Here is a 19097-nt window from a genome sequence, read left to right as displayed (position 1 = left end):
CCCGAACCGAGACGCCAAGCCTAAGACGCCAAGACCGACGAATTCGGCGGAGCCTGCCCATGACCACGCGACGCGACGCTCTCAAGTTCACCGGCCTCGCGCTCGGCGCCGGCCTCGCCCTCCCCTACCTGGCGCGCTCGGCCTGGGCCCAGAACGCCGACCTGGCGGCCTTGATGCAGCCCGGTCCGCTCGGGGATGTCTGGCTCGGTCCGGCGGACGCGAAGTGCACGATCATCGAATACGCCTCGATGACCTGCTCGCACTGCGCCGCCTTCCACCGGACCACCTGGCCGGTGCTCAAGGAGCGCTACATCGATACCGGCAAGGTGCGCTTCACCCTGCGCGAGTTCCCGCTCGACCCGCTGGCTACCGCCGCCTTCATGCTGGCGCGGTGCCAGGGCGATGCCAAGTATTACCCGATCACCGATCTGCTGTTCGACCAGCAGCCGGCCTGGGCCTTCACGCCGAAGCCGGTCGATGCCCTGGAGCAGATGCTCCGGCAGGCCGGCTACACCAAGGACACGTTCGAGGCCTGCCTGAAGGACCAGAAGGTCTACGGCGCGGTCAACGCCGTGAAGCAGCGCGGGCTCGACGTTCTCAAGGTGGATTCGACGCCGACCTTCTTCATCAACGGCGAGCGCTACACCGGCGAGATGACGATCGACGGCATGGAGAAGGTGATCAAGCCGATCCTGGGCGCCTGATGTGTCTGTGGCACGTTGCGCGAAGCACCGCCGCCACGCCGGCCCAAAAACCGGAAAACCAGATCGAAATCAACGACTTGCTCTGTATCGGCGTCGCCTTGACACCCAAGATAGGCGAAACTATGGTGCGCCCGCTTGATGGGGGCGTCCAGCCGGTTTCAGATCCTCCCGCCCTGTGAGTTTCAGCCGTGAACGGCGACGATTCCAGGGACGGGAACGGGACCGAGGGAACGCCGACGGACAGCGAACTCTCCGCGAGGCTCAGACGTCTCGAGACGCAGATCGAACGGAAGCGTCCGCAAGCCGCTCCCGATCCTTCCTTGCGGCCTCGGGGTACCGGGCCCTCCTCGCTTGGCCAGGCCATGACGATCTCCACGGAGTTCGTCGCGGGCGTGATCGCGGGGGGCATACTCGGCTGGATCGTCGATCATGTCTTCGGGACGAAACCCTGGGGCCTGATCGTCCTCCTGATGCTGGGGTTCGTGGCAGGGATCTACAACGTGATGCGGGTGTCAGGTTTTGCCGGCACGCGTCCCGGACGAGGCGACGGGCAAGAGCCATAAGGCACGCCGGTCGATAGAGGTTTGAGGCGATCGACGCTGTCGATGCGCCGGATCAAGAGGGGCGGAAGCGGGAATGGCGGTCACGATCGACCCGATCCATCAGTTCGAGCTGAAGCCGCTCGTATCGCTGGGCCATATCGGCCATCAGCAACTCGCCTTCACACAATCCGCTCTGTACATGTTCGCCGCCGTCGGGGTGATCGCGCTGATCACCGTGGTGGCGACGGCCTCGCGCTCGGTTGTGCCGGGGCGGATGCAGTCTCTGGCCGAGATCTTCTACGAATTCATCGCGGATACGCTGCACCAGGCCACCGGCGACGGCGGCAAGCGGTTCATGCCGCTGGTCTTCTCGCTGTTCATGTTCGTGCTGATCCTGAACCTGTTCGGCATGATCCCCTACGCCTTCGCGGTGACCAGCCACCTGATCATCACCTTCGGCCTGGCCGCCCTGGTGATCTCGGTCGTGGTGATCTACGGCGTGATGAAGCACGGCACCCACTTCTTCGGCCTGTTCGTGCCGTCGGGCGTGCCGAAGCCGCTTCTGGCGATCCTGGTGCCGATCGAGATCATCTCGTTCATCTCCCGGCCGATCAGCCTGTCGGTGCGTCTGTTCGCCAACGTGCTCGCCGGCCACATCGCGATGAAGATCTTCGCGTTCTTCGTGGTCCAGCTTCTTCTCGCAGGTGCCTGGAGCGTGCTATCGCCGCTTCCGCTGTTCCTGACGATCGCGCTCACCGCTCTCGAGTTCCTCGTTGCGGCGCTTCAGGCCTACGTCTTCGCGACGCTGACGGCGATCTACCTCAACGACGCGCTCCACCCCGGCCACTAGGCTCACGCCCCGGCCGCTCAGCTTCACCCCGGCCTCCCCGTTTGGCCGGCTCCACCCGCCGCGAACGTCACCGCACGTTTCGATCTGAAGAGACCTCAGGAGTTATCATGGATCCCGTCGCTGCGAAGTACATCGGCGCCGGCCTCGCCTGCCTCGGCATGGCGGGTGCGGGCATCGGCCTCGGCAACCTGTTCGGTCAGTTCCTCGCCGGCGCCCTTCGCAACCCCTCCGCGGCCGACGGCCAGCGCGCCACCCTGCTCCTGGGCTTCGCCCTGACCGAGGCGCTGGGCATCTTCTCGCTGCTCATCGCGCTGCTGCTGCTCTTCGCCGTCTGATCGACGCGCTCCGGGGGCCGCGGGCGACGCGGCCTCCACCGGGCTCTCACCGCCCGACCACCAGGTGGGCGCTTCGCGAACGAGGCGTCCGCCTTCTTCCGTCACCGCGTCGGCGGTGACCCAAGCGAACGGTGTCAGTGTAGCGGTCTCATGGCGCAGCCGAATCCCCTCACCACGCCGCCCCCGGGCGCCGACACGCAGCTCGTGCCCGGCCATGTCGAGCATGCCGAAGCGCATAGCGGCGCCTTCCCGCCCTTCGAGACCTCCGGATTCCTGTCGCAGCTGATCTGGCTCGCGCTGGCCTTCGGTCTCCTCTACTACCTGATGGACAAGGTCGCGCTGCCGCGGATCCAGGCGATCCTGCATGCCCGCGCCGAGCGCCTGCGCGCCGATCTCGACCAGGCCCAGGCGATGAAGGCCGAGGCCGACGCCGCCGGAATCGCCTACGAGACCGCCTTGCGCGATGCCCAGGGCAAGGCCCGCGACATCGCCCAGACCACCCGGAACGAGCTGGCCGCCGAGGCCGACGCCAAGCGCAAGGCGCTCGAGACGGAGCTGAACGCGAAGCTCGCCACCGCCGAGGCGACGATCCGCGCCCGGACCGAGGCCGCGATGGGCAACGTCCGCAGCATCGCCGGCGAGGCCGCGTCGGCCATCGTCGAGCGCCTGACGGGCCAGGCGCCCGATTCGGCGACGCTCGACCGCGCCCTTGACGCCACCGCACATTAACGGGAACCCACGATGCTGCTCGAAGCCGAATTCTGGGTCGCCGTCGCGTTCTTCATCTTCATGGGTATCGCCTGGAAGGCCGGTGCCTTCTCGGCGATGACCAAGGGCCTCGACGGCCGCGCCAACCGCGTCCGTCACGAACTCGACGAGGCCAAGCGTCTGCGCGAGGAGGCCGCCACCGTGCTGGCCGACTACAAGCGCCGTCGCGCCGAGGCCGAGAAGGAAGCGGAGGCGATCATCGCCAGCGCCCGCGAGGAGGCCAAGCGCGCCGCCGAGGAGGGCCACCGCAAGCTCGACGACTTCCTGGCCCGCCGTACCAAGGCCGCCGAGACCAAGATCGCCCAGGCCGAGGTCCAGGCCGAGGCCCAGGTTCGCGCGGCTGCTGCCGACGCCGCCGTGAAGGTCTCCGAGACGATCCTGCGCGAGCGGCTGCAAGGCGATGCGGCCCAGGGCCTGATCCGCGCCAGCCTCGGCGAGGTCCGGACCCGCCTGCGGTCCTGATCGTCCGGGACCGAATCCGCCGACCAGAAGCCGCCTTCGGGCGGCTTTTTTCATGGGTGCGCCCAGCCGACGAGTGGGACGGCGACGCGGGCTAGGGCGCGGGGACGATCCGGAACGTCGCGGCCAGCACGTAGGGCGATCCGGGCACATGCACCCCGTCGCCCTCCCGCCGCACGCTGATCGCGTAATCCTGGCGGGGGGACAGCAGGCCGGGCGGAAGGTCCAACGCGAAGCCGCACCGTCCCGTCCCGATGCCCTCGATCGCGAGATCCTCGCGGAACAGGTCGGCCCGGCACCGTCCGAGGACGCGCCGCTCGATCGCGACCAGGACGGTCACCGGAACGTCCGGCGCGTTCATCTCCCAGGCCCAGCCGACGATGCGGCGGTGGCTGAGCACGTCGATACTGCCCCGCAGCGTCACGGCGGCCCTTTCCGGGATCAGGCGACCTGTGCCGGGCGCCATCCGCCCGCGGCATCGAACACCATCGCGCCGATCATCGCGCCATCCATCGAGCGACGCACCGACACCCTGTGGGGCACTGCCGGCATCAGGCCGCTCTCCAGGCCGAGGTCGAATCCGTGCCGCCCCTCCCCGATCGCGGCCGCGCCGAGATCGGGCCGGTCGATCTCGGCGAGTGTCATCGCGACCACGATCCCGTCCACCACGATGTCGAGGCAGACCGGTCCGGCCGGATGCGCCGTATCCTGCGCCCAACCGGCAACGCGCAGGTCGCCGTCCCGGATTTCACACAGGTCTAGGTTGCCGCGAAGCGCCCCGAAGCCCGGCGCGTCCACCGACAGGCCGGCCCGCAGGTTCAGGCGGCGGTTGAGGGCCGTCAGCGCGGGGCCATGCGCGACACGCTCGGCATAGGGTTTCGGCGCCGAACCCGTGTCCGGCCGCGCGTCCGCACCGTCGAACTGCGCGCGCAGGCCGGCGGCTGCGAGAAAGCTCTCCGCGGGAATGGCCTCGGCCAGCAGCATGTCGTGGGTGTCGAGCTCGACATGCCAGTAGGTCAGGTCGATCACCGCTTCGCCGCGGGTGATGGTTCGGCCGTTGACCAGATGGCCCGCGGCGACGAGCAGGCCATCCAGCAGGAGCGCGTGGTCCGGTGACACCCGGAGATCGCGGGCGGGCGCGCCGTCGGCCAGGGCGCCGGCCCTGATCCGAACCGGCCTGTCCGCCGGAGGCGCGGTGAGCCCCAGATAGCGGCGCGTCCCGATCCACCGGATGGGGCGCCGCTGTCCCGAAGCGGTCACGACCCTCTGGCCGACCCGAAGATCCTCGACCGCGATCTCGCCGTGTTCGGTGAGGATCCGGGTGCCGGTGCAGTAGCACGGGGCCGGGTTGGCGGAGGGCGACGATCCGGGGGCGACCGCCGTTCCCGACGGCGCCGCGGCGGCACCCGTTGCGGGCGACGCTGTTGCCGGACCGGTCGCTGGCGATGACGCGGCGGCCCCGGTGGCCGGCGACGAGGCAGCGGGACCCGACACGGATGATGGCGCGGCCGCCCCTCCCGGGACGGGCGATGAAACAGCCCCGACGGTCAAGGTCGACCGGGCGGCCACCGCCCCGTAGAGGCCCGGATCGTACCCATCCGGCGAGGAAACCCGGCCCCGCGGCACGGCGACCGCGTTCGCGCTGTTGGAATAGACCCGGATGTAGTCGATGTTCGACGTGATCGGGCTTCCGGTTGCGGTCCCCTCGCTGCGGACCGCGAGGTTGGCCAGCAGATACATCGGGCTGTGCAGGTCCGACGGTGTGGTCTGCGAGCCGGTGAGCTGGCCGTCGACGTAGAAGCTGATCTTGTCCGGCTGCCAGTTCATTCCGTAGGTGTGATACCCGGACGGATCGTTCAGCTCGGTGACGACCTGGCGATTGTCCTGCCAGCGGATGCCGTTCTGTGGATCGGTTGTGTGGATCGTGCTGTACACGCTCCTGTCGCCGTTGCCGTAATGCTCGACGACATCCAGCTCCTGGTGGCCGTTCGTGCTGCTCGATTGCGCGCTCTGCTGGTTCGGCAGCAGCCAAAAGGCGTCCCAGGCATTCGGATCGTTCGAGAAATCCGCGCGGATCTCGAAGTAGCCGTATGTCTGCGAAAAATTCCCCTGCGTGGTGATCAGGCCGGATTCCCAGCTGCCGGGAACACCCGACGGGGTCCGGTCCGGCACGGCGGTGATCGACAATATGCCGTTCCGGACGCTGAACGGATCGTAGCCCGAGGCGGGATCCACGAAGGAGGACCGCCCGAAGCCGGTATCGGCCGTCCCGTCGGCGCTCCGCCACTCGGCACGGGTATCGGCATACGTGGTTCCGGCACCGGTCGACGAGATGCTTCGCGTATTGAATTCGTCGTCGAAGGTCAGGCGATAACCGGTGAGATCGACCATTCAAGCCGCCCCTTCTAGGCAGATATTCCGCTAATTATGGCTGAAAGCCGCGTTTAACATCAGTTTTCATCAACGATCAAATGGTTAATGGATCGTTACGAAGGGCACCGGCTTGAGGCTCGCGACGCAGGCGCTGGTCACGGAGGACGCCATCGGCGGGCGCGAGGACGGTTTGGATCGGCCTTCGCACGGGGGCGCCGCGCGATGTCCCTGAGCGATCGGACGACGACCCGTCCATGCGCGTTCAAGCGGCTTGGGACCTCCTTTACCCGCCCGGTCGCCACGGGCCGCCTGAGGGACTGGGGGCCACGTCCGAACATCGACGCCTGCACCGCGTTCACCGGAAACGAAATTCCAGGAGACGGCATGGCGGACAAAGCACGGATCGTGATCATCGGCGGCGGCGTCGCGGGCATCGAGGTCGCCACCAGCCTCGGGCGAGGCGGCAAGGCCGAGGTGGTTCTGGCCGATCGCAGCCTGTCCCATGTCTGGAAGCCGATGCTGCACACCTTCGCGGCGGGAACCGCCCGGCCCGACCGGCAGAAGGTCGACTTCTTCGCGCAGGCGCGGCGCAACGGCTTCCGGTTTCAGCCGGGAACCCTGATCGGGATCGACCGCCCGGCCCGTCATGTCCGCCTCGCGGTCGAGGCGGCGCAGGGGCGGCCGGAGGCGGATCTCGCCTACGATCTCCTGGTCCTCGCCATCGGCAGCCGGGCCAACGATTTCGGGACCCCCGGGGTGGCCGAGCATTGCCTGACCATCGACGACCTCACCGAGGCCGAGTCGTTCCACCGCCAGCTGCGGCGCCATCTGCTGGCCCGGCTCGATAGCCCCGAGATGCTCGAGATCGCCATCGTGGGCGGGGGCGCCACCGGCGTCGAGCTGGCGGCGGAACTGAAGCACGCCATCAACCTGGCTTCGGATTACGGCTCACCGGACCTGCCGCGCAGGCTGCGCCTGACCCTGATCGAGAGCGGGCCGCGCCTCCTGCCGGCCTTCCCGGAGCGGGTATCCCGGGCGGCCGCCCGGACCTTGTCGGATCTCGCCGTCGAGGTCCGGACCGGCGCCATGGTCACCGGCGCGGATGCGTCCGGCTTCACGTTGCAGGACGGCAGCCGCATCGCCGCCAGGCTCAAGGTCTGGGCGGCCGGCGTGAAAGCGCCGGACGTGCTCGGCGCGGTCGAGGGCCTGGAGCGCTCGCGGACCGGGCAACTCGTGGTCGGTCCCGACCTGCGCACAACCCGGGATCCCGCGATCGTCGCCCTCGGGGATTGTGCCAGCCAGACCGATCCCAAGACGGGCAAGCCGGTCCCCGCCACGGCCCAGGCGGCCCGGCAGCAGGCGCAGCACCTCGCGTCTCATCTCGGGCGGGCGCTGGCCCGGGGGGACACGGTGGCGTCGGAACTGCCGCCGTTCCACTACGTCGAGAAGGGCGCCATCGTCTCCCTGGCCGATTTCAACGGCTGGGGCACGCTGGGGCGCTACACGTTCGGAGGCGGCCGCCTGAACGGTCTCTCGGCGCGGCTCACGCACGATCTGCTTTACCGGCAGCACCAGATCGGCCTGTACGGTCCTTTGCGCGGGACGATGACCTGGATCCTCGACGACCTCGATCACCTGATCAGTCCGCCGGTGAGCCTCGACTAGCGCGGCCCGTCAATCGGTGCGCTCACCCTCGACCTCTTTGGTCTCCTCGACCTGGGGCGCGACCTGGCCGTAATTCAGGACCGCCACCAGGGTGACGCCGCCGATCGTGTTGCCGAGCAGCGTCGGCAGGAAGAACCGCATCCCGTAATCCTCGAGCGATGCGGCGCCGGTGATCAGCAGGAAGAAGGCCTCCACCGATCCGGCGACGATATGGGCGAGGCCGCAGAGCGAGACCAGCCAGGTCATCAGCAGGATCACGAAGGGGGCGGCGCTGCCGGTCGCGGGCAGGAACCAGACCATCAGGGCGATCATCCAGCCGGCGAACACCCCTTTCACGAAGGTGGACCAGAATCCGTGCGCGATGGCGTCGTGGCTGATCTCGGCGAAGGCCTTGAGCACCGGCGGCTCGAACGCGCCGGCATGGGCCAGCACCGTGGCGATGGCGAGCGTTCCCAGGATGTTGCCGCACAGGACGATCAGCCAGAGCCGCACCACGCGGAACGCTGTCTTGATCGAGCGGTCGTGCAGCAGCGGCAGGATCGGCGTGATCGTGTTCTCGGTGAACAGCTGCTGGCGTCCCAGGACGACCACCAGGAAGCCGATCGAGTAGCCCATCGTGGTGACGACCTTCACCCAGTCGGCCTCGGGCAGGTGGCTCTTCAGCACCCCGGGGACGATCAGCGACAGGGCGATGCTGAGGCCCGCCGCGAAGGCCGACAGGAACAGCGCGAGGCCGTGGCGCCGCAGCTCCTCGTCGCCTTCGAGCCGGATCACCTCGTGCAGGACGTAGGCGTCCGGCCGTCCGATCTCGGAGACTTCCTTGAGCAGCTCGTCGCGCCGGGCCTCCTTGTCGGCCCGTTCGTTCTGGTCCCGAATCATCCGCTCAGCTCCGCGACGCAACCCAACCGGATGCCGAGATCTCAGGCCGCCAGCTTTGCCAACAACGCCTCGACGGCCTGGCGCGCCTCCGCGAGGGCCTGCGCATCCCGGCTGCGCACGACGATCCGGTTGCGAAACCCGTCCGGCGTCATCGCCGGATAGGAGCCGATCGACACGGCCGGCCGGGCCTTGGCGATCTCGCCGAGATCGCTGGCGTAGTGCCCCTCGGGCAGCCCGCCCGCCTCGACGGTCTCGGACATCATCGCGGCGCCGCCCTTCAGGGTCGGCGCGATGGCGTCCAGCATGGCCTGCATCACGCTCGGCACCCCGGCCATGACATGGACGTTGCCGATGCGGAAGCCCGGCGCTTTCGAGACCGCGTTGGGGATTAGGTCGGCCCCGAACGGGATCCGCGCCATGCGCAGGCGGGCCGCGTTCAGGTCTTCGGGCTTGTGGCGCTCCAGCAGCATCGCCCGCGCGCGCTCGTCGATGTCGATGCCGACCCCGAAGGCCTCGGCCACGCAATCGGCGGTGATGTCGTCATGGGTCGGGCCGATCCCGCCGGTGGTGAACAGGTAGGTGTAGCGCGCCCGCAGGGCGTTCACCGCCTCGATGATCATGGCGGCCTCGTCCGGCACGACCCGCACCTCGCGCAGGTCGATCCCGGCGGCGGTGAGGAAGTCGGCGATGGTGCCGATATTCTTGTCCTTGGTGCGCCCCGACAGGATCTCGTCGCCGATGACGAGGATCGCGGCGGTGATCGGATCGGAAGGCTGGTCCATGGGACTCTATGGTCGGAGGGAAGGTCGGGGCCGGATCGCGATCCGGCCAATCGATCCTGCGCGCATCGGTCTCGCCGCTCCAGCGGTGACACCGGCGACGGCGGATGGTCAGCAGATAGCGCGGCCGCCGGCCCGGACCACACGAACCCGGAGATATCCGATGCTCTTCGCCGCGCCGCTCATCCCGGGACGGCTCGTGCAGCGCTACAAGCGCTTCCTGGCCGATATCGAGACCGATGACGGCCTCGTCACGGCCCATTGCCCCAATCCCGGCGCCATGCTCGGCCTCAACCTGCCGGGCCGGCCGGTGCTGCTGTCGCGCTCGACCAACCCGACCCGCAAGCTGCCTCTGACCTGGGAGCTGGTGGAAGCCGACCTGCCAGGCGGTCCGCAATGGGTCGGCATCAACACCCTGCGCCCGAACGCGCTCGTGGCCGAGGCGTTTCGCGCCGGCGTGATCGGTGCGCTCGCCGGCCACGACGTCTTCCGGCCGGAGGTCCGCTACGCGCAGGCCAGCCGGGTCGATTTCCTCGCGAGCGGCGCGGCGGCCGGGCCGTGCCACGTCGAGGTGAAGAACTGCCACATGATGCGTCGCCCCGGCCTCGCGGAATTCCCGGACTGCGTCGCCGCCCGCAGCGCCCGGCACATGCGCGACCTCGCCCAGGTGGTCGCAGACGGCGGCCGGGCCCTGGTCGTCATCGTGGTGCAGATGCACGCGGAGGCGTTCGACGTCGCCCGGGACATCGACCCGGCCTTCGACCGGGCGTTCCGGGAGGCACGCGCGGCGGGCGTGGAAGTGCGCGTCTATCGCTGCGCCGTCAGCCCGGCGGGCGTCGCCCTGACCGACGAGATCCCGGTGATCACCCCGCCCTGACCGGCGCCCGGCGCTCGAACATCAGGTTCAGGCGGGAGCGCGAGATCTCGCGGTAGCCGAACCCTTCCAGGTGCCGGGGCAGGTCGAGCTGCCACTGGCCGGTGCCGTTCTCGATCAGAAGGATGCGCGGGAGCAGCGCTTCCGGCGCCTCGCGGAGGAACGGCTCGAGGATCAGGTCCTCGGCGCCTTCCACGTCGAGCTTGATGGCGTCGACGCGGGTCAGGCCCTCGGCCCGCAGCAATCCAATGAGTGTCACGGCCGGCACCGTGATCCGTGCGCCCTCGTTGGTGCCCACGATCCGCAGGCTCGATTCCCCACGGTTGCGGGGGTCGATGAACAGGGTCAACTCGCCGGATTTGTCGGCCACCGCGCAGGCCACCGCCTTGACGGTGTGGAACGGGTTCTGGGCGATGTTGTAGGTCAGGCGGGCGAACACGTCGGGCTGCGGCTCGACCGCGACGATCCGGGCGGCCGGTCCCGAGAACGCCGCCACGCACAGGGCATAGGCGCCGATATTGGCGCCGATATCGAGGAACACGCAATCCTGCGGCAGGCGCGCCTGCAGCATGGCCCGCTCCTGCGGGTCGAAGAATTGCGGCGTGAACAGCACCTTCTTCTCGCAGTTGTTGTTGTAGGGGTGCAGCCGCATCCGGGCCCCGTATCGGGTCACGTCGAGGGGTTTTCCGCCCAGCCGGGAGATCGCGATCCGGCGCAGGAACAGCGCGAGGCGCCGCCCGTACCAGGATTCGGCCGGGATCCGGTTCGTCCGCCGGGTGATCGCCGCGACGAGGCCGGCCGGTTCGTAGGTGCCGTAGGGCTTGGTATCGGTCATAACCGGGGCGGTGTGCCAGCCGGCGCCCTCCCCCGCAAGCGGACCGATCCGCGTTGCCCCCGCGCGGCCGGGTGGTCTAAGCGTCGGGTCTCGTCAAGGCACCGACACGGCACGGGTTGCGCGGCATGGATTCCTTCGATTCGGACGGCGTGCGGATCGCCTATATCGACGTCCCTCCGGCGGAAGGGGCCGGTACGCCGGTCCTGCTGATCCACGGTTTCGCCTCGAACCACGCGGTCAACTGGGTCAATACCCAGTGGGTGCGGGCGCTGACCCAGGCCGGCTATCGGGCGATCGCGTTGGACAATCGCGGCCACGGGGAGAGCGAGAAGCTGTACGATCCGGCGGCCTACAGCTCCGAGGCCATGGCCGGGGACGCGGTGCGCCTGCTCGACCATCTCGGGATCCAGCGCGCCCACGTGATGGGCTACTCGATGGGTGCCCGGATCACCGCGCATGTCGCCCTGGACCATGCCGACCGGGTCCGTTCCGCCCTGATCGGCGGCCTCGGCATGCATCTGGTCGAGGGTAAGGGCCTGCCGTCCGGGATCGCCGAGGCCCTCGAAGCGCCCGCCGGCACACCCGCCCCGAACCCGACCGCCGCGGCGTTCCGGACTTTTGCCGAGCAAACGCGCAGCGACCTGCGGGCGCTCGCCGCCTGCATGCGCGGCTCGCGCCAGACCCTGAGCCGGGCGGAACTGGCGCAGATCGAGGTGCCGGTGCTGGTCTCGGTGGGCACCCTCGACACGGTCGCGGGCTCCGGCCCGGCGCTGGCTGCCCTGATCCCGGACGCGCGCGCCCTGGAGATCGAGGGCAAGGACCATTCCACCGCGGTCGGCGCCAAGCCGCACCGGGACGGCGTCATGGCGTTCCTCGCCGCGCAGCCCTGACGTCAGCTCTTCAGGCGGTAGCCGGTCCGGAAGATGTAGGTGACGAGGCCGAGGCAGATCACCAGGAACAGCGCGGTCATCCCGAGGCTGATCGCGATGCTGACATCGGCCTTGCCGAAGAACGCCCAGCGGAAGGCGCTGATCAGGTAGACGACCGGGTTGACCAGGCTCACCGCGTGCCAGAACGGCGGCAGCATGTTGATCGCGTAGAAGCTGCCGCCCAGGAAGGTCAGCGGCGTCACGACGAGGAGCGGCACCAGCTGGAGCTTCTCGAACCCGTCCGCCCAGAGCCCGATGACGAAGCCGAACAGGCTGAACGTGACCGCAGTCAGCAGCAGGATGCCGATCATCCAGATCGGGTGATCGATCCGCAACGGCACGAACAGCGCCGAGGTCGCCAGAATGATCAGGCCGATCAGGATCGACTTCGAGGCCGCCGCGCCGACGAATCCCAGCACCACCTCCAGGGGTGAGATCGGGGCTGACAGGATCTCGTAGATCGTGCCGGCGAAGCGCGGGAAGTAGATGCCGAACGAGGCGTTCGAGATGCTCTGCGTCAGCAACGAGAGCATGATCAGCCCGGGCACGATGAACAGCCCGTAGGGCACGTCGTCCACCGCCGAGACCCGCGAGCCGATCGCGGCCCCGAACACCACGAAATACAGGGTGGTCGAGATCACCGGGGCGAGGATGCTCTGCCCGGCGGTACGCCAGAAGCGGCCCATCTCGAACCGGTAGATCGCCCGGACGGCCGGCCAGTTCATGTTCATCGTCGCGCTCGTGCCGGTTGTCATGCCCTCGCCTCGCCCTCGCGCACGAGGCCGACGAAGATGTCCTCGAGGGAGGACTGTTCCGTATGGAGGTCGTTGAACCGGATGCCGGCGGCTGCCAGGCCGGTGAGCAACCCGGTGATGCCGGTCCGCTCGGCGCGCGTGTCGTAGGTGTAGACCAGCTCGCGGCCGTCGCCGGCCAGCACCAGCCCGTAATCGGACAGCTCCGGCGGAACCTCGGTGATCGGTGCCTGGAGCTGAAGCGTCAGCTGCTTGCGCCCGAGCTTGCGCATCAGCGCCGCCTTCTCCTCCACCAGGATGATCTGGCCTCGCCGGATCACGCCGATGCGGTCGGCCATCTCCTCGGCTTCCTCGATGTAATGGGTCGTCAGGATCACCGTGACGCCCTGCTGGCGCAGATCGCGCACCAGCCCCCACATGTCCTGGCGCAGCTCCACGTCGACGCCGGCCGTGGGCTCGTCGAGGAACAGCACCCGAGGCTCGTGCGACAGCGCCTTGGCGATCAGCACCCGGCGCTTCATCCCCCCGGACAGGGTCATGAGGCGGCTGTCGCGCTTGTCCCAGAGGGACAGGGCTCGCAGAATCGTCTCGATATGGCCCGGATCCGGCTGCAGCCCGAACAGGCCGCGCGAGAAGCTCACCGTGTTCAGCACCGTCTCGAAGGCGTCGGTGGTCAGCTCCTGGGGCACCAGGCCGATGGCCCGACGCGCGGCGCGGTAATCCGCGGCGATGTCGTGGCCATCAACCATCACCGTCCCGGAACTCGGTGTGACGATACCGCAGACGATATTGATCAACGTCGACTTGCCGGCCCCGTTCGGGCCTAGCAACGCGAAGATCTCGCCGCGCTCGATCGCGAGGTCGATGTTGCTCAGCGCGGTGAAGCCCGACTTGTAGGTCTTCGACAGCTTCGAGATGGAGATAATCGGCATCAGGGCCTGAATCGAACGCGGGGCATCGTGTGCCGGGGACGATCGTCCCGGCTTGAGGGATGCCGCTGCCGAGGACATCGCGACGGTCCACACAACCCGCCGATCGGCGGGCCGCTCTCGGAAGCGGGCGCCCCTATAGCACGCGACGGGCGCGGCTCTCAGCGGGCCGATGTGTGCCGGCGCACAGCGGGAGGGCCCGCCCGGCTACGCGTCCGCGCGGCCCTCGACCATCGCCAGGCATTCCCGGCGGGCATCCGGGTCGCGGATGCGCGTGAAGGCCGCCAGCATCGTCGCGCATTCGGACGCGGTCGGACCCTTGTCCGGCGAAGAGGCGGCGTGGCCGCGCCGAAAGACCGCGACGGGCAGGTTGAGCATGCCGGCAATCCGGCCGAGAAGCCGCTCTTCCTCTTCGAAACGAGGTGCGGCATCGGCCGATCCGAAGCGTACTGCGTCGCTCATCCTGCCTTCCAGCCCCCAAAGAAGCCGAGCGTGGGAGCATGCACCCACGGGGCCGGCACGACTCGGGTCGAAATCCGGCGCGACCATTCATGACTTTTGGCGCCGCTGCAATCCACCGTTACGCTTCTCAGTAGTTTACTGAGGACGAAACGCATTCTGAATTTCAAATCTCATCCTATATCGCCGTGTGAGATCTGATTTCTTTGACCCAGAGACTGGTCTTTGAAGCATGGTTGATCGACGCAGCTATAATCGCTCGTCGCCTCAATTGGTCCAGCCCTCCCTGAGAAGCAGTCAGGCGGAACACGCTCGGGTGGCTGGTCGGGTCAGCCGAGAGCCGCGTCAGCCGCCGCCCCGCAGGGCGATCAGGGTCGCGAGACCGATCAGCGTGGCGAGACCGAGCAGCCGCCGCCACGGATTGACGCCGCGGACAAGCTCATCGATCGCCCACCAGCCGAGCGCGACGTCGGCGGCAAGGCTCAGCCACGTGGCGGCGGGCTCGGCGCCGCGGGCGAGCCAGGCGGCGAGCATGAGGCCGAAAAACAGCCAGAGCGGCAGGTTGGGCCACTGCGCCACGGTGATGGCGCCCGTCCGCCGATCCCGGAAAAGCCAGTCGCGCGCCCGCAGGACGGGGCTGGCCGATGGCTGCGTCATAGGCCTGCGCCCTTCCTGTTGCTGCATGACCGTGCGGCCCCGCACCGCGACCCTGCCGAGCCGAAGTTAAGACGGATCCAGCACGACGCAGCGATCTTAACCGGTCATCAACGTTACCGAATGGAAAGCGCGGACCAATGCCTAACAGTTCCTGAAACGACTCGCGAAAAAGCCGTTCATCGGACGATAATTCAGCACCCGGACAGCAACCCACGCCCTTAGAGGTCAGGATCGATCATGAGCGCCCGTTTCGAAGACCTGAAGTTCATGCTGCTGCTCAGCGCCGTCACGCTGCTCGGCAGCGGCCTCGACGTCATCCTGCGCTGATCGAGGCGGCCATGCCGCAAGCGGGCAGAGGTGCGGCCTGCACGAAGGCGCGACCCAGGGCCGAGCGGGCGGCGGATTCCCTCGGCCGCGTGGCGCCGCGGGGCTGCACGACGACCGGTACGCTGACGATGCGCGGCGCGCCCATGCGCCAACGCCGTGGCACGGCAGGCTTCACGACAGCGGTCGCCGACTGACCGGTTCGCAGCACCGTGCGCAACTCGGCCACGCGTGCCATCCGCTCCGTACGCAACACGAACGCGGCAACCACCAGACCGCTGAGGCCGGCCCCTTCAAGGAGTGCCGCGACCACGTAACCCGGACCCATCCGTCCCCACCATTCGCATCAAGCGACGCCGCGCATACCGGCCGCCGGAGAGCTGCTGTGGGCAATCGTGGTTAGCGAACGCTTAAAAACCCGCCTGGATTGATACACGAAGGCGGCGCGGTGGCGCTGAATGTCCGATTTGAAGCAAGCTGAGATGTAATGGATTTATCTATCGTTTCATCCGGAGCGCTGGATGCTGCGTGTTTGAAGCGCGCTCGTCCGAAGTCCCTGCGGGTCCGATCACGGGAATAGCAATCATGTCCGTCCGGACCGGTCGCGTTTTGCCGGTATCGTCCCAAAATCCCGACGGTTTAGCCGACGCATGGGCCACCGTGCCTTGGCAGGCCCGTGCGACGGGTGTCTGCGGTCTGCGATCGACTGCTTCGCGCCCATGGCGTGAAGCAGCCTGACGCGCCCTACCACATGTCGAGGGCGACGCGGGCCTCGTCCGACATCCGGCTCTGATCCCACGGCGGATCGAACACCATGGTCACCGCGCAGGATTGCACGCCCGGCACGGCGCTGACCGCGTTCTCGACCCAGCCCGGCATCTCGCCGGCGACGGGACAGCCCGGTGCCGTCAGCGTCATGTCGATCGCGACCTTCCGGTCGTCGCCGATATCGACCTTGTAGATCAGGCCGAGCTCGTAGATGTCGGCCGGGATCTCCGGATCGTAGACGGATTTCAGGGCGGCGACGATGTCGTCGGTCAGCCGGTCCAGCTCGGCCGGCGGGATCGCCGAGGCGGCTTCGACCGCGGGGGCGTTGGCGCCGCCGGTGATTGTGGCGTCGGTGCTCATGGTTTCCTTCTCCCCCGGACCCGCGCAGACGGAACCGGTTTCATCGCAGCTCGCGCATCGCCCGCACGATCAGGGTCGGGACATTGCGCCGATCAGGCGAACATCATCTCGGCTTTGCCGAGCGCCTCGGCAAGGGCATCGATCTCGGCGGTGGTCGTGTAGAGGCCGAACGAAGCCCGGCAGGTGGATGTCACGCCGAAGCGCGTGAGCAGCGGCATGGCGCAATGGGTCCCGGCACGCACCGCCACGCCCTGGCGGTCGATCACCGTGGCGATGTCGTGGGCGTGCGCCCCCTTCATCTCGAAGCTGACGACGCCGCCCTTGCCCTTGGCGGTGCCGATGATCCGCAGAGCGTTCATCGCACCGAGCCGCTCGTGGGCGTAGCGAGTCAGCATCGCCTCGTGCGCGGCGATGTTCTCCCGGCCCAATCCCAGCATGTATTCGAGCGCCGCCCCGAGCCCCACCGCCTCGACGATCGCCGGGGTCCCGGCCTCGAACCGGTGCGGCGGGTCGTTGTAGGTCACCGTATCCTGGCTGACGGTCCGGATCATCTCGCCGCCGCCCTGATAGGGGGGCAGCCGCTCCAGCCATTCCTTCTTGCCGTAGAGGACGCCGATGCCGGTCGGGCCGTAGACCTTGTGGCCGGTGAAGATGAAGAAATCGCAGTCCAGCGCGCGCACGTCGACCGGCTGGTGGACGGCGCTCTGTGCGCCGTCGAGCAGAACCGGCACGCCGTGGGCGTGGGCGATGCGGACGATCTCCTCGGCCGGCGTCACCGTGCCCAGCACGTTCGACATATGCGTGATCGCCACCATCTTGGTGCGGGGCGTGAACAGCTTCTCGTATTCGTCGATCAGGAAGTTGCCGTCCTCGTCGACCGGCGCCCACTTGATCACAGCCCCGCGCCGCTCGCGCAGGAAGTGCCACGGCACGATGTTGGAGTGATGCTCCATGATCGACAGGATGATCTCGTCACCCTCGCCGATCAGCCCGGCCCAGCCCATGCTGGAGGCCACGAGGTTGTAGGCCTCGGTGGCGTTGCGGGTGAAGATGATCTCGTCCGTGGAGGCCGCGTTGAGGAACTGGCGCGTGGTCTCGCGGGCACCCTCGAACCCTTCCGTGGCGGCGTTCGCCATGAAGTGTAGGCCCCGATGGACGTTGGCGTAGCCGGTCTCCATGCAGGAGACCATGGCGTCGATCACCTGCCGGGGCTTCTGCGCCGAGGCGGCGTTATCGAGATAGACCAGCGGCTTGCCGTAGACCGTCTGCGACAGGATCGGGAAGTCCTTGCGGACCGCCGCGACGTCGTAGCCTTTGGTGAGGACGGGTGCGTTCATTGTCGCGACCTTCTGAGACCTAAGTCCGTCCCATGGGCCACCTCGATCCGAGGGGCCGGAGAGAAGCGGAGGTCTCGGCAGAGGCCTCCGAAGTTCTTGGCGACCCACAAACCGCCCAACGCGACGGCCTTGCCGGCTTCAGGGGGTTCGGGTTCGCATTCCCGGCCGACCTCGGGACGAGATCGGCCGATGGGTCAGGCGCGCGCGGCGAGCCAGGCCTCGATCTCGCCGATCAGCGCCGCGCGGGCACCCTCGTGCGAGACCGACTCGACCGCCTCGCCGATGAAGGCCTGAACCAGCAGGCTCTCGGCCACCGCACGGGGCAGGCCGCGGGCCATCAGGTAGAACAGCAGGTCCTCGTCCGGCGCGCCGCAGGTGGCGCCATGGCCGCAGGCGACGTCGTCGGCGAAGATCTCCAGCTCCGGCTTGTTCATCATCTGCCCCTCGTCGCTGAGGAGCAGGCAATCCGACTTCATCTTGCCGTCGGTCTGCTGGGCCGCCTGGCGCACGATGATCTTGCCCTGGAACACCCCGGTGGCATCCCCGTCGATCACCGTCTTGAACATCTCCCGGCCGACGCCGCCGACGGCGGCATGATCGGCCAGCAGGGTCGAGTCCGCCAGCTGACCGTCGCCCAGCATCGCGGCGCCGTTGACGACGGCGTTCACGTTCTCGCCCGCGACATGCATGAAGATCTGGTGGCGCGAGAGGACGGCACCCGTGACCAGGTTGACGGTCTCCAGGCGCGCCTCGTCGTCGAGACGTACGCTGATCGTCGAGAGCGCGATGGCGGCCTTGCCCTCACGGTTGAGCCGGGCGTGACGGAACACCGCCTGCTTGCCGACGCGCACGTCGAGCGCATCGTTCGGCTGGTAGGTGATGTTGTCCGGCCCCTCGTGGCTTTCCAGCAGGGTCAGCTCGGCACCCGCACCGAGATCGACCAGCACGCGGGTGGCGGTCGAGAAGCCCTCCGACCCGGTGCCGACGAAGCGCAGATGCAGCGCCCGCTCGATCTTCGTGCCGGGGGCGACCGAGATCAGGACGCCGTCGGCCAGGAAGGCGGTATTGAGCTGGAAGACCGGGTTCTCCCGCGCCTGCTCGACCGGGGCCAGCAGACGCAGGCGCGCATCGCCCTTGCCCATCGCGTCGTTGAGCGGCGTGACGGTGAGGCCGGCCGGCAAGCCGTCGAGGTCCGACAGCGGACGGATCAGATGACCGTTCACGAAGGTCAGGCGCGCGGCATCGAGGCCGGCAAACCCCTTGGCCGACGCGACGGCGGCCTGAGCGACTTCGGGCGACGGCGCCTCGGCCGGCGGGACCGCCTCCTTCATGGCGGCGCGCAGGTCGGTGTACTTGAACGCCTCGACCCGCCGGCTCGGCAGGCCGGCGGCCTCGAAGAAGCGGAACGCCTCCTCGCGGGCGATCGCCTCTTCCGAAGCGAAGCCCTTACGCGCGGCTTCGAACAGGTTCGACAGCCCGGTCTCGGCGCTGGTGCGCAGGTTCTGGATGTCGGCCATGG

The 19097-nt window shown here is 68.3% G+C and carries 22 protein-coding genes; 9 read left to right on the top strand and 13 right to left on the bottom strand.

Translation table 11 applies throughout. The features are described from left to right. Nucleotides 1-59: 59 nt before the first annotated feature. The 6 genes from BMZ47_RS12490 to BMZ47_RS12465 all read left to right on the top strand — a co-directional run bounded on the left by BMZ47_RS12490 (nucleotide 60) and on the right by BMZ47_RS12465 (nucleotide 3661). Nucleotides 60-704, top strand: a complete 645-nt coding sequence (locus tag BMZ47_RS12490; protein WP_007566782.1) for a DsbA family protein — start codon at nucleotides 60-62, stop codon at nucleotides 702-704. Nucleotides 705-892: 188 nt separating this feature from the next. Continuing rightward, nucleotides 893-1267 carry an AtpZ/AtpI family protein gene (locus BMZ47_RS12485; RefSeq protein WP_039903734.1) on the top strand — a complete coding sequence of 125 codons (375 nt, stop codon included), beginning with the start codon at nucleotides 893-895 and terminating at the stop codon, nucleotides 1265-1267. Between the two features lie 73 nt (nucleotides 1268-1340). Next, a complete protein-coding gene (locus BMZ47_RS12480) occupies nucleotides 1341-2096 on the top strand; it encodes a F0F1 ATP synthase subunit A (RefSeq protein WP_007566775.1) in 756 nt (251 codons plus the stop codon). A gap of 107 nt (nucleotides 2097-2203) precedes the next feature. Next, nucleotides 2204-2431 (top strand): F0F1 ATP synthase subunit C, encoded by a 228-nt coding sequence (locus tag BMZ47_RS12475; RefSeq protein WP_007566773.1) that lies wholly within the window; start codon nucleotides 2204-2206, stop codon nucleotides 2429-2431. Between the two features lie 150 nt (nucleotides 2432-2581). Then, nucleotides 2582-3160 carry a F0F1 ATP synthase subunit B family protein gene (locus BMZ47_RS12470; RefSeq protein WP_007566768.1) on the top strand — a complete coding sequence of 193 codons (579 nt, stop codon included), beginning with the start codon at nucleotides 2582-2584 and terminating at the stop codon, nucleotides 3158-3160. 15 nt (nucleotides 3161-3175) lie between these two features. Further along, nucleotides 3176-3661: a F0F1 ATP synthase subunit B family protein gene (locus BMZ47_RS12465; protein ID WP_193375362.1), complete on the top strand. Its 486-nt coding sequence runs from the start codon at nucleotides 3176-3178 to the stop codon at nucleotides 3659-3661. Nucleotides 3662-3752: 91 nt separating this feature from the next. On the opposite strand, the gene BMZ47_RS12460 is transcribed toward BMZ47_RS12465, so the two are convergent. Then, nucleotides 3753-4082 (bottom strand): hypothetical protein, encoded by a 330-nt coding sequence (locus tag BMZ47_RS12460; protein ID WP_139220975.1) that lies wholly within the window; start codon nucleotides 4080-4082, stop codon nucleotides 3753-3755. Between the two features lie 17 nt (nucleotides 4083-4099). Next, entirely contained in the window at nucleotides 4100-6049 is a 1950-nt protein-coding gene (locus BMZ47_RS12455; RefSeq protein WP_091862517.1) for a Hint domain-containing protein, read from the bottom strand. 366 nt (nucleotides 6050-6415) lie between these two features. On the opposite strand from BMZ47_RS12455, the gene BMZ47_RS12450 reads away from it, so the two are divergent. Next, nucleotides 6416-7696, top strand: coding sequence for an NAD(P)/FAD-dependent oxidoreductase (locus BMZ47_RS12450; RefSeq protein ID WP_091862514.1), 1281 nt, complete (start codon nucleotides 6416-6418; stop codon nucleotides 7694-7696). Between the two features lie 9 nt (nucleotides 7697-7705). On the opposite strand, the gene BMZ47_RS12445 is transcribed toward BMZ47_RS12450, so the two are convergent. Both BMZ47_RS12445 and BMZ47_RS12440 read right to left on the bottom strand, forming a co-directional pair. After that, nucleotides 7706-8575: a formate/nitrite transporter family protein gene (locus tag BMZ47_RS12445; protein WP_007566759.1), complete on the bottom strand. Its 870-nt coding sequence runs from the start codon at nucleotides 8573-8575 to the stop codon at nucleotides 7706-7708. A 41-nt stretch (nucleotides 8576-8616) separates the two neighbouring features. Then, on the bottom strand, nucleotides 8617-9357 hold the full coding sequence (locus tag BMZ47_RS12440; RefSeq protein ID WP_091862511.1) for a competence/damage-inducible protein A: 741 nt from the start codon (nucleotides 9355-9357) through the stop codon (nucleotides 8617-8619). Nucleotides 9358-9517: 160 nt separating this feature from the next. On the opposite strand from BMZ47_RS12440, the gene sfsA reads away from it, so the two are divergent. Further along, nucleotides 9518-10231: a DNA/RNA nuclease SfsA gene (gene sfsA, locus BMZ47_RS12435; RefSeq protein WP_091862508.1), complete on the top strand. Its 714-nt coding sequence runs from the start codon at nucleotides 9518-9520 to the stop codon at nucleotides 10229-10231. Here sfsA and BMZ47_RS12430 read toward each other — a convergent pair. After that, entirely contained in the window at nucleotides 10218-11063 is an 846-nt protein-coding gene (locus tag BMZ47_RS12430; protein ID WP_091862504.1) for an FkbM family methyltransferase, read from the bottom strand. The genes sfsA and BMZ47_RS12430 overlap by 14 nt on opposite strands. Before the next feature lie 125 nt (nucleotides 11064-11188). Between BMZ47_RS12430 and BMZ47_RS12425 the strand changes: the two genes are divergently transcribed. Next, complete coding sequence (locus BMZ47_RS12425; RefSeq protein ID WP_091862501.1) at nucleotides 11189-11953, top strand: alpha/beta fold hydrolase; 765 nt, start codon at nucleotides 11189-11191, stop codon at nucleotides 11951-11953. A gap of 2 nt (nucleotides 11954-11955) precedes the next feature. Here the strand turns inward: BMZ47_RS12425 and BMZ47_RS12420 are convergent, their stop codons facing one another. From BMZ47_RS12420 to BMZ47_RS12385, 8 genes are all read right to left on the bottom strand, one after another. Further along, a complete protein-coding gene (locus BMZ47_RS12420; protein WP_039903772.1) occupies nucleotides 11956-12717 on the bottom strand; it encodes an ABC transporter permease in 762 nt (253 codons plus the stop codon). A gap of 26 nt (nucleotides 12718-12743) precedes the next feature. Beyond that, nucleotides 12744-13676, bottom strand: coding sequence for an ABC transporter ATP-binding protein (locus tag BMZ47_RS12415; RefSeq protein WP_425285062.1), 933 nt, complete (start codon nucleotides 13674-13676; stop codon nucleotides 12744-12746). Nucleotides 13677-13880: 204 nt separating this feature from the next. Further along, nucleotides 13881-14222, bottom strand: coding sequence for a hypothetical protein (locus tag BMZ47_RS12410; protein ID WP_244536807.1), 342 nt, complete (start codon nucleotides 14220-14222; stop codon nucleotides 13881-13883). Nucleotides 14223-14477: 255 nt separating this feature from the next. Further along, nucleotides 14478-14789, bottom strand: a complete 312-nt coding sequence (locus BMZ47_RS12405) for a hypothetical protein (protein ID WP_091862495.1) — start codon at nucleotides 14787-14789, stop codon at nucleotides 14478-14480. A 313-nt stretch (nucleotides 14790-15102) separates the two neighbouring features. Continuing rightward, on the bottom strand, nucleotides 15103-15441 hold the full coding sequence (locus BMZ47_RS12400; protein WP_091862493.1) for a hypothetical protein: 339 nt from the start codon (nucleotides 15439-15441) through the stop codon (nucleotides 15103-15105). A gap of 416 nt (nucleotides 15442-15857) precedes the next feature. Then, nucleotides 15858-16241 carry an SUF system Fe-S cluster assembly protein gene (locus tag BMZ47_RS12395; RefSeq protein WP_007566736.1) on the bottom strand — a complete coding sequence of 128 codons (384 nt, stop codon included), beginning with the start codon at nucleotides 16239-16241 and terminating at the stop codon, nucleotides 15858-15860. A 92-nt stretch (nucleotides 16242-16333) separates the two neighbouring features. Further along, on the bottom strand, nucleotides 16334-17578 hold the full coding sequence (locus BMZ47_RS12390; protein WP_091862491.1) for a cysteine desulfurase: 1245 nt from the start codon (nucleotides 17576-17578) through the stop codon (nucleotides 16334-16336). Nucleotides 17579-17772: 194 nt separating this feature from the next. Then, on the bottom strand, nucleotides 17773-19095 hold the full coding sequence (locus BMZ47_RS12385; protein WP_091862488.1) for a SufB/SufD family protein: 1323 nt from the start codon (nucleotides 19093-19095) through the stop codon (nucleotides 17773-17775). Nucleotides 19096-19097 lie beyond the last annotated feature (2 nt).

Source organism: Methylobacterium brachiatum, assembly GCF_900113845.1.
GTDB lineage: Bacteria > Pseudomonadota > Alphaproteobacteria > Rhizobiales > Beijerinckiaceae > Methylobacterium > Methylobacterium brachiatum.
The sequence above is the reverse complement of the archived record's forward strand: the minus strand, read 5'-3'. Positions and strand labels throughout refer to the sequence as shown.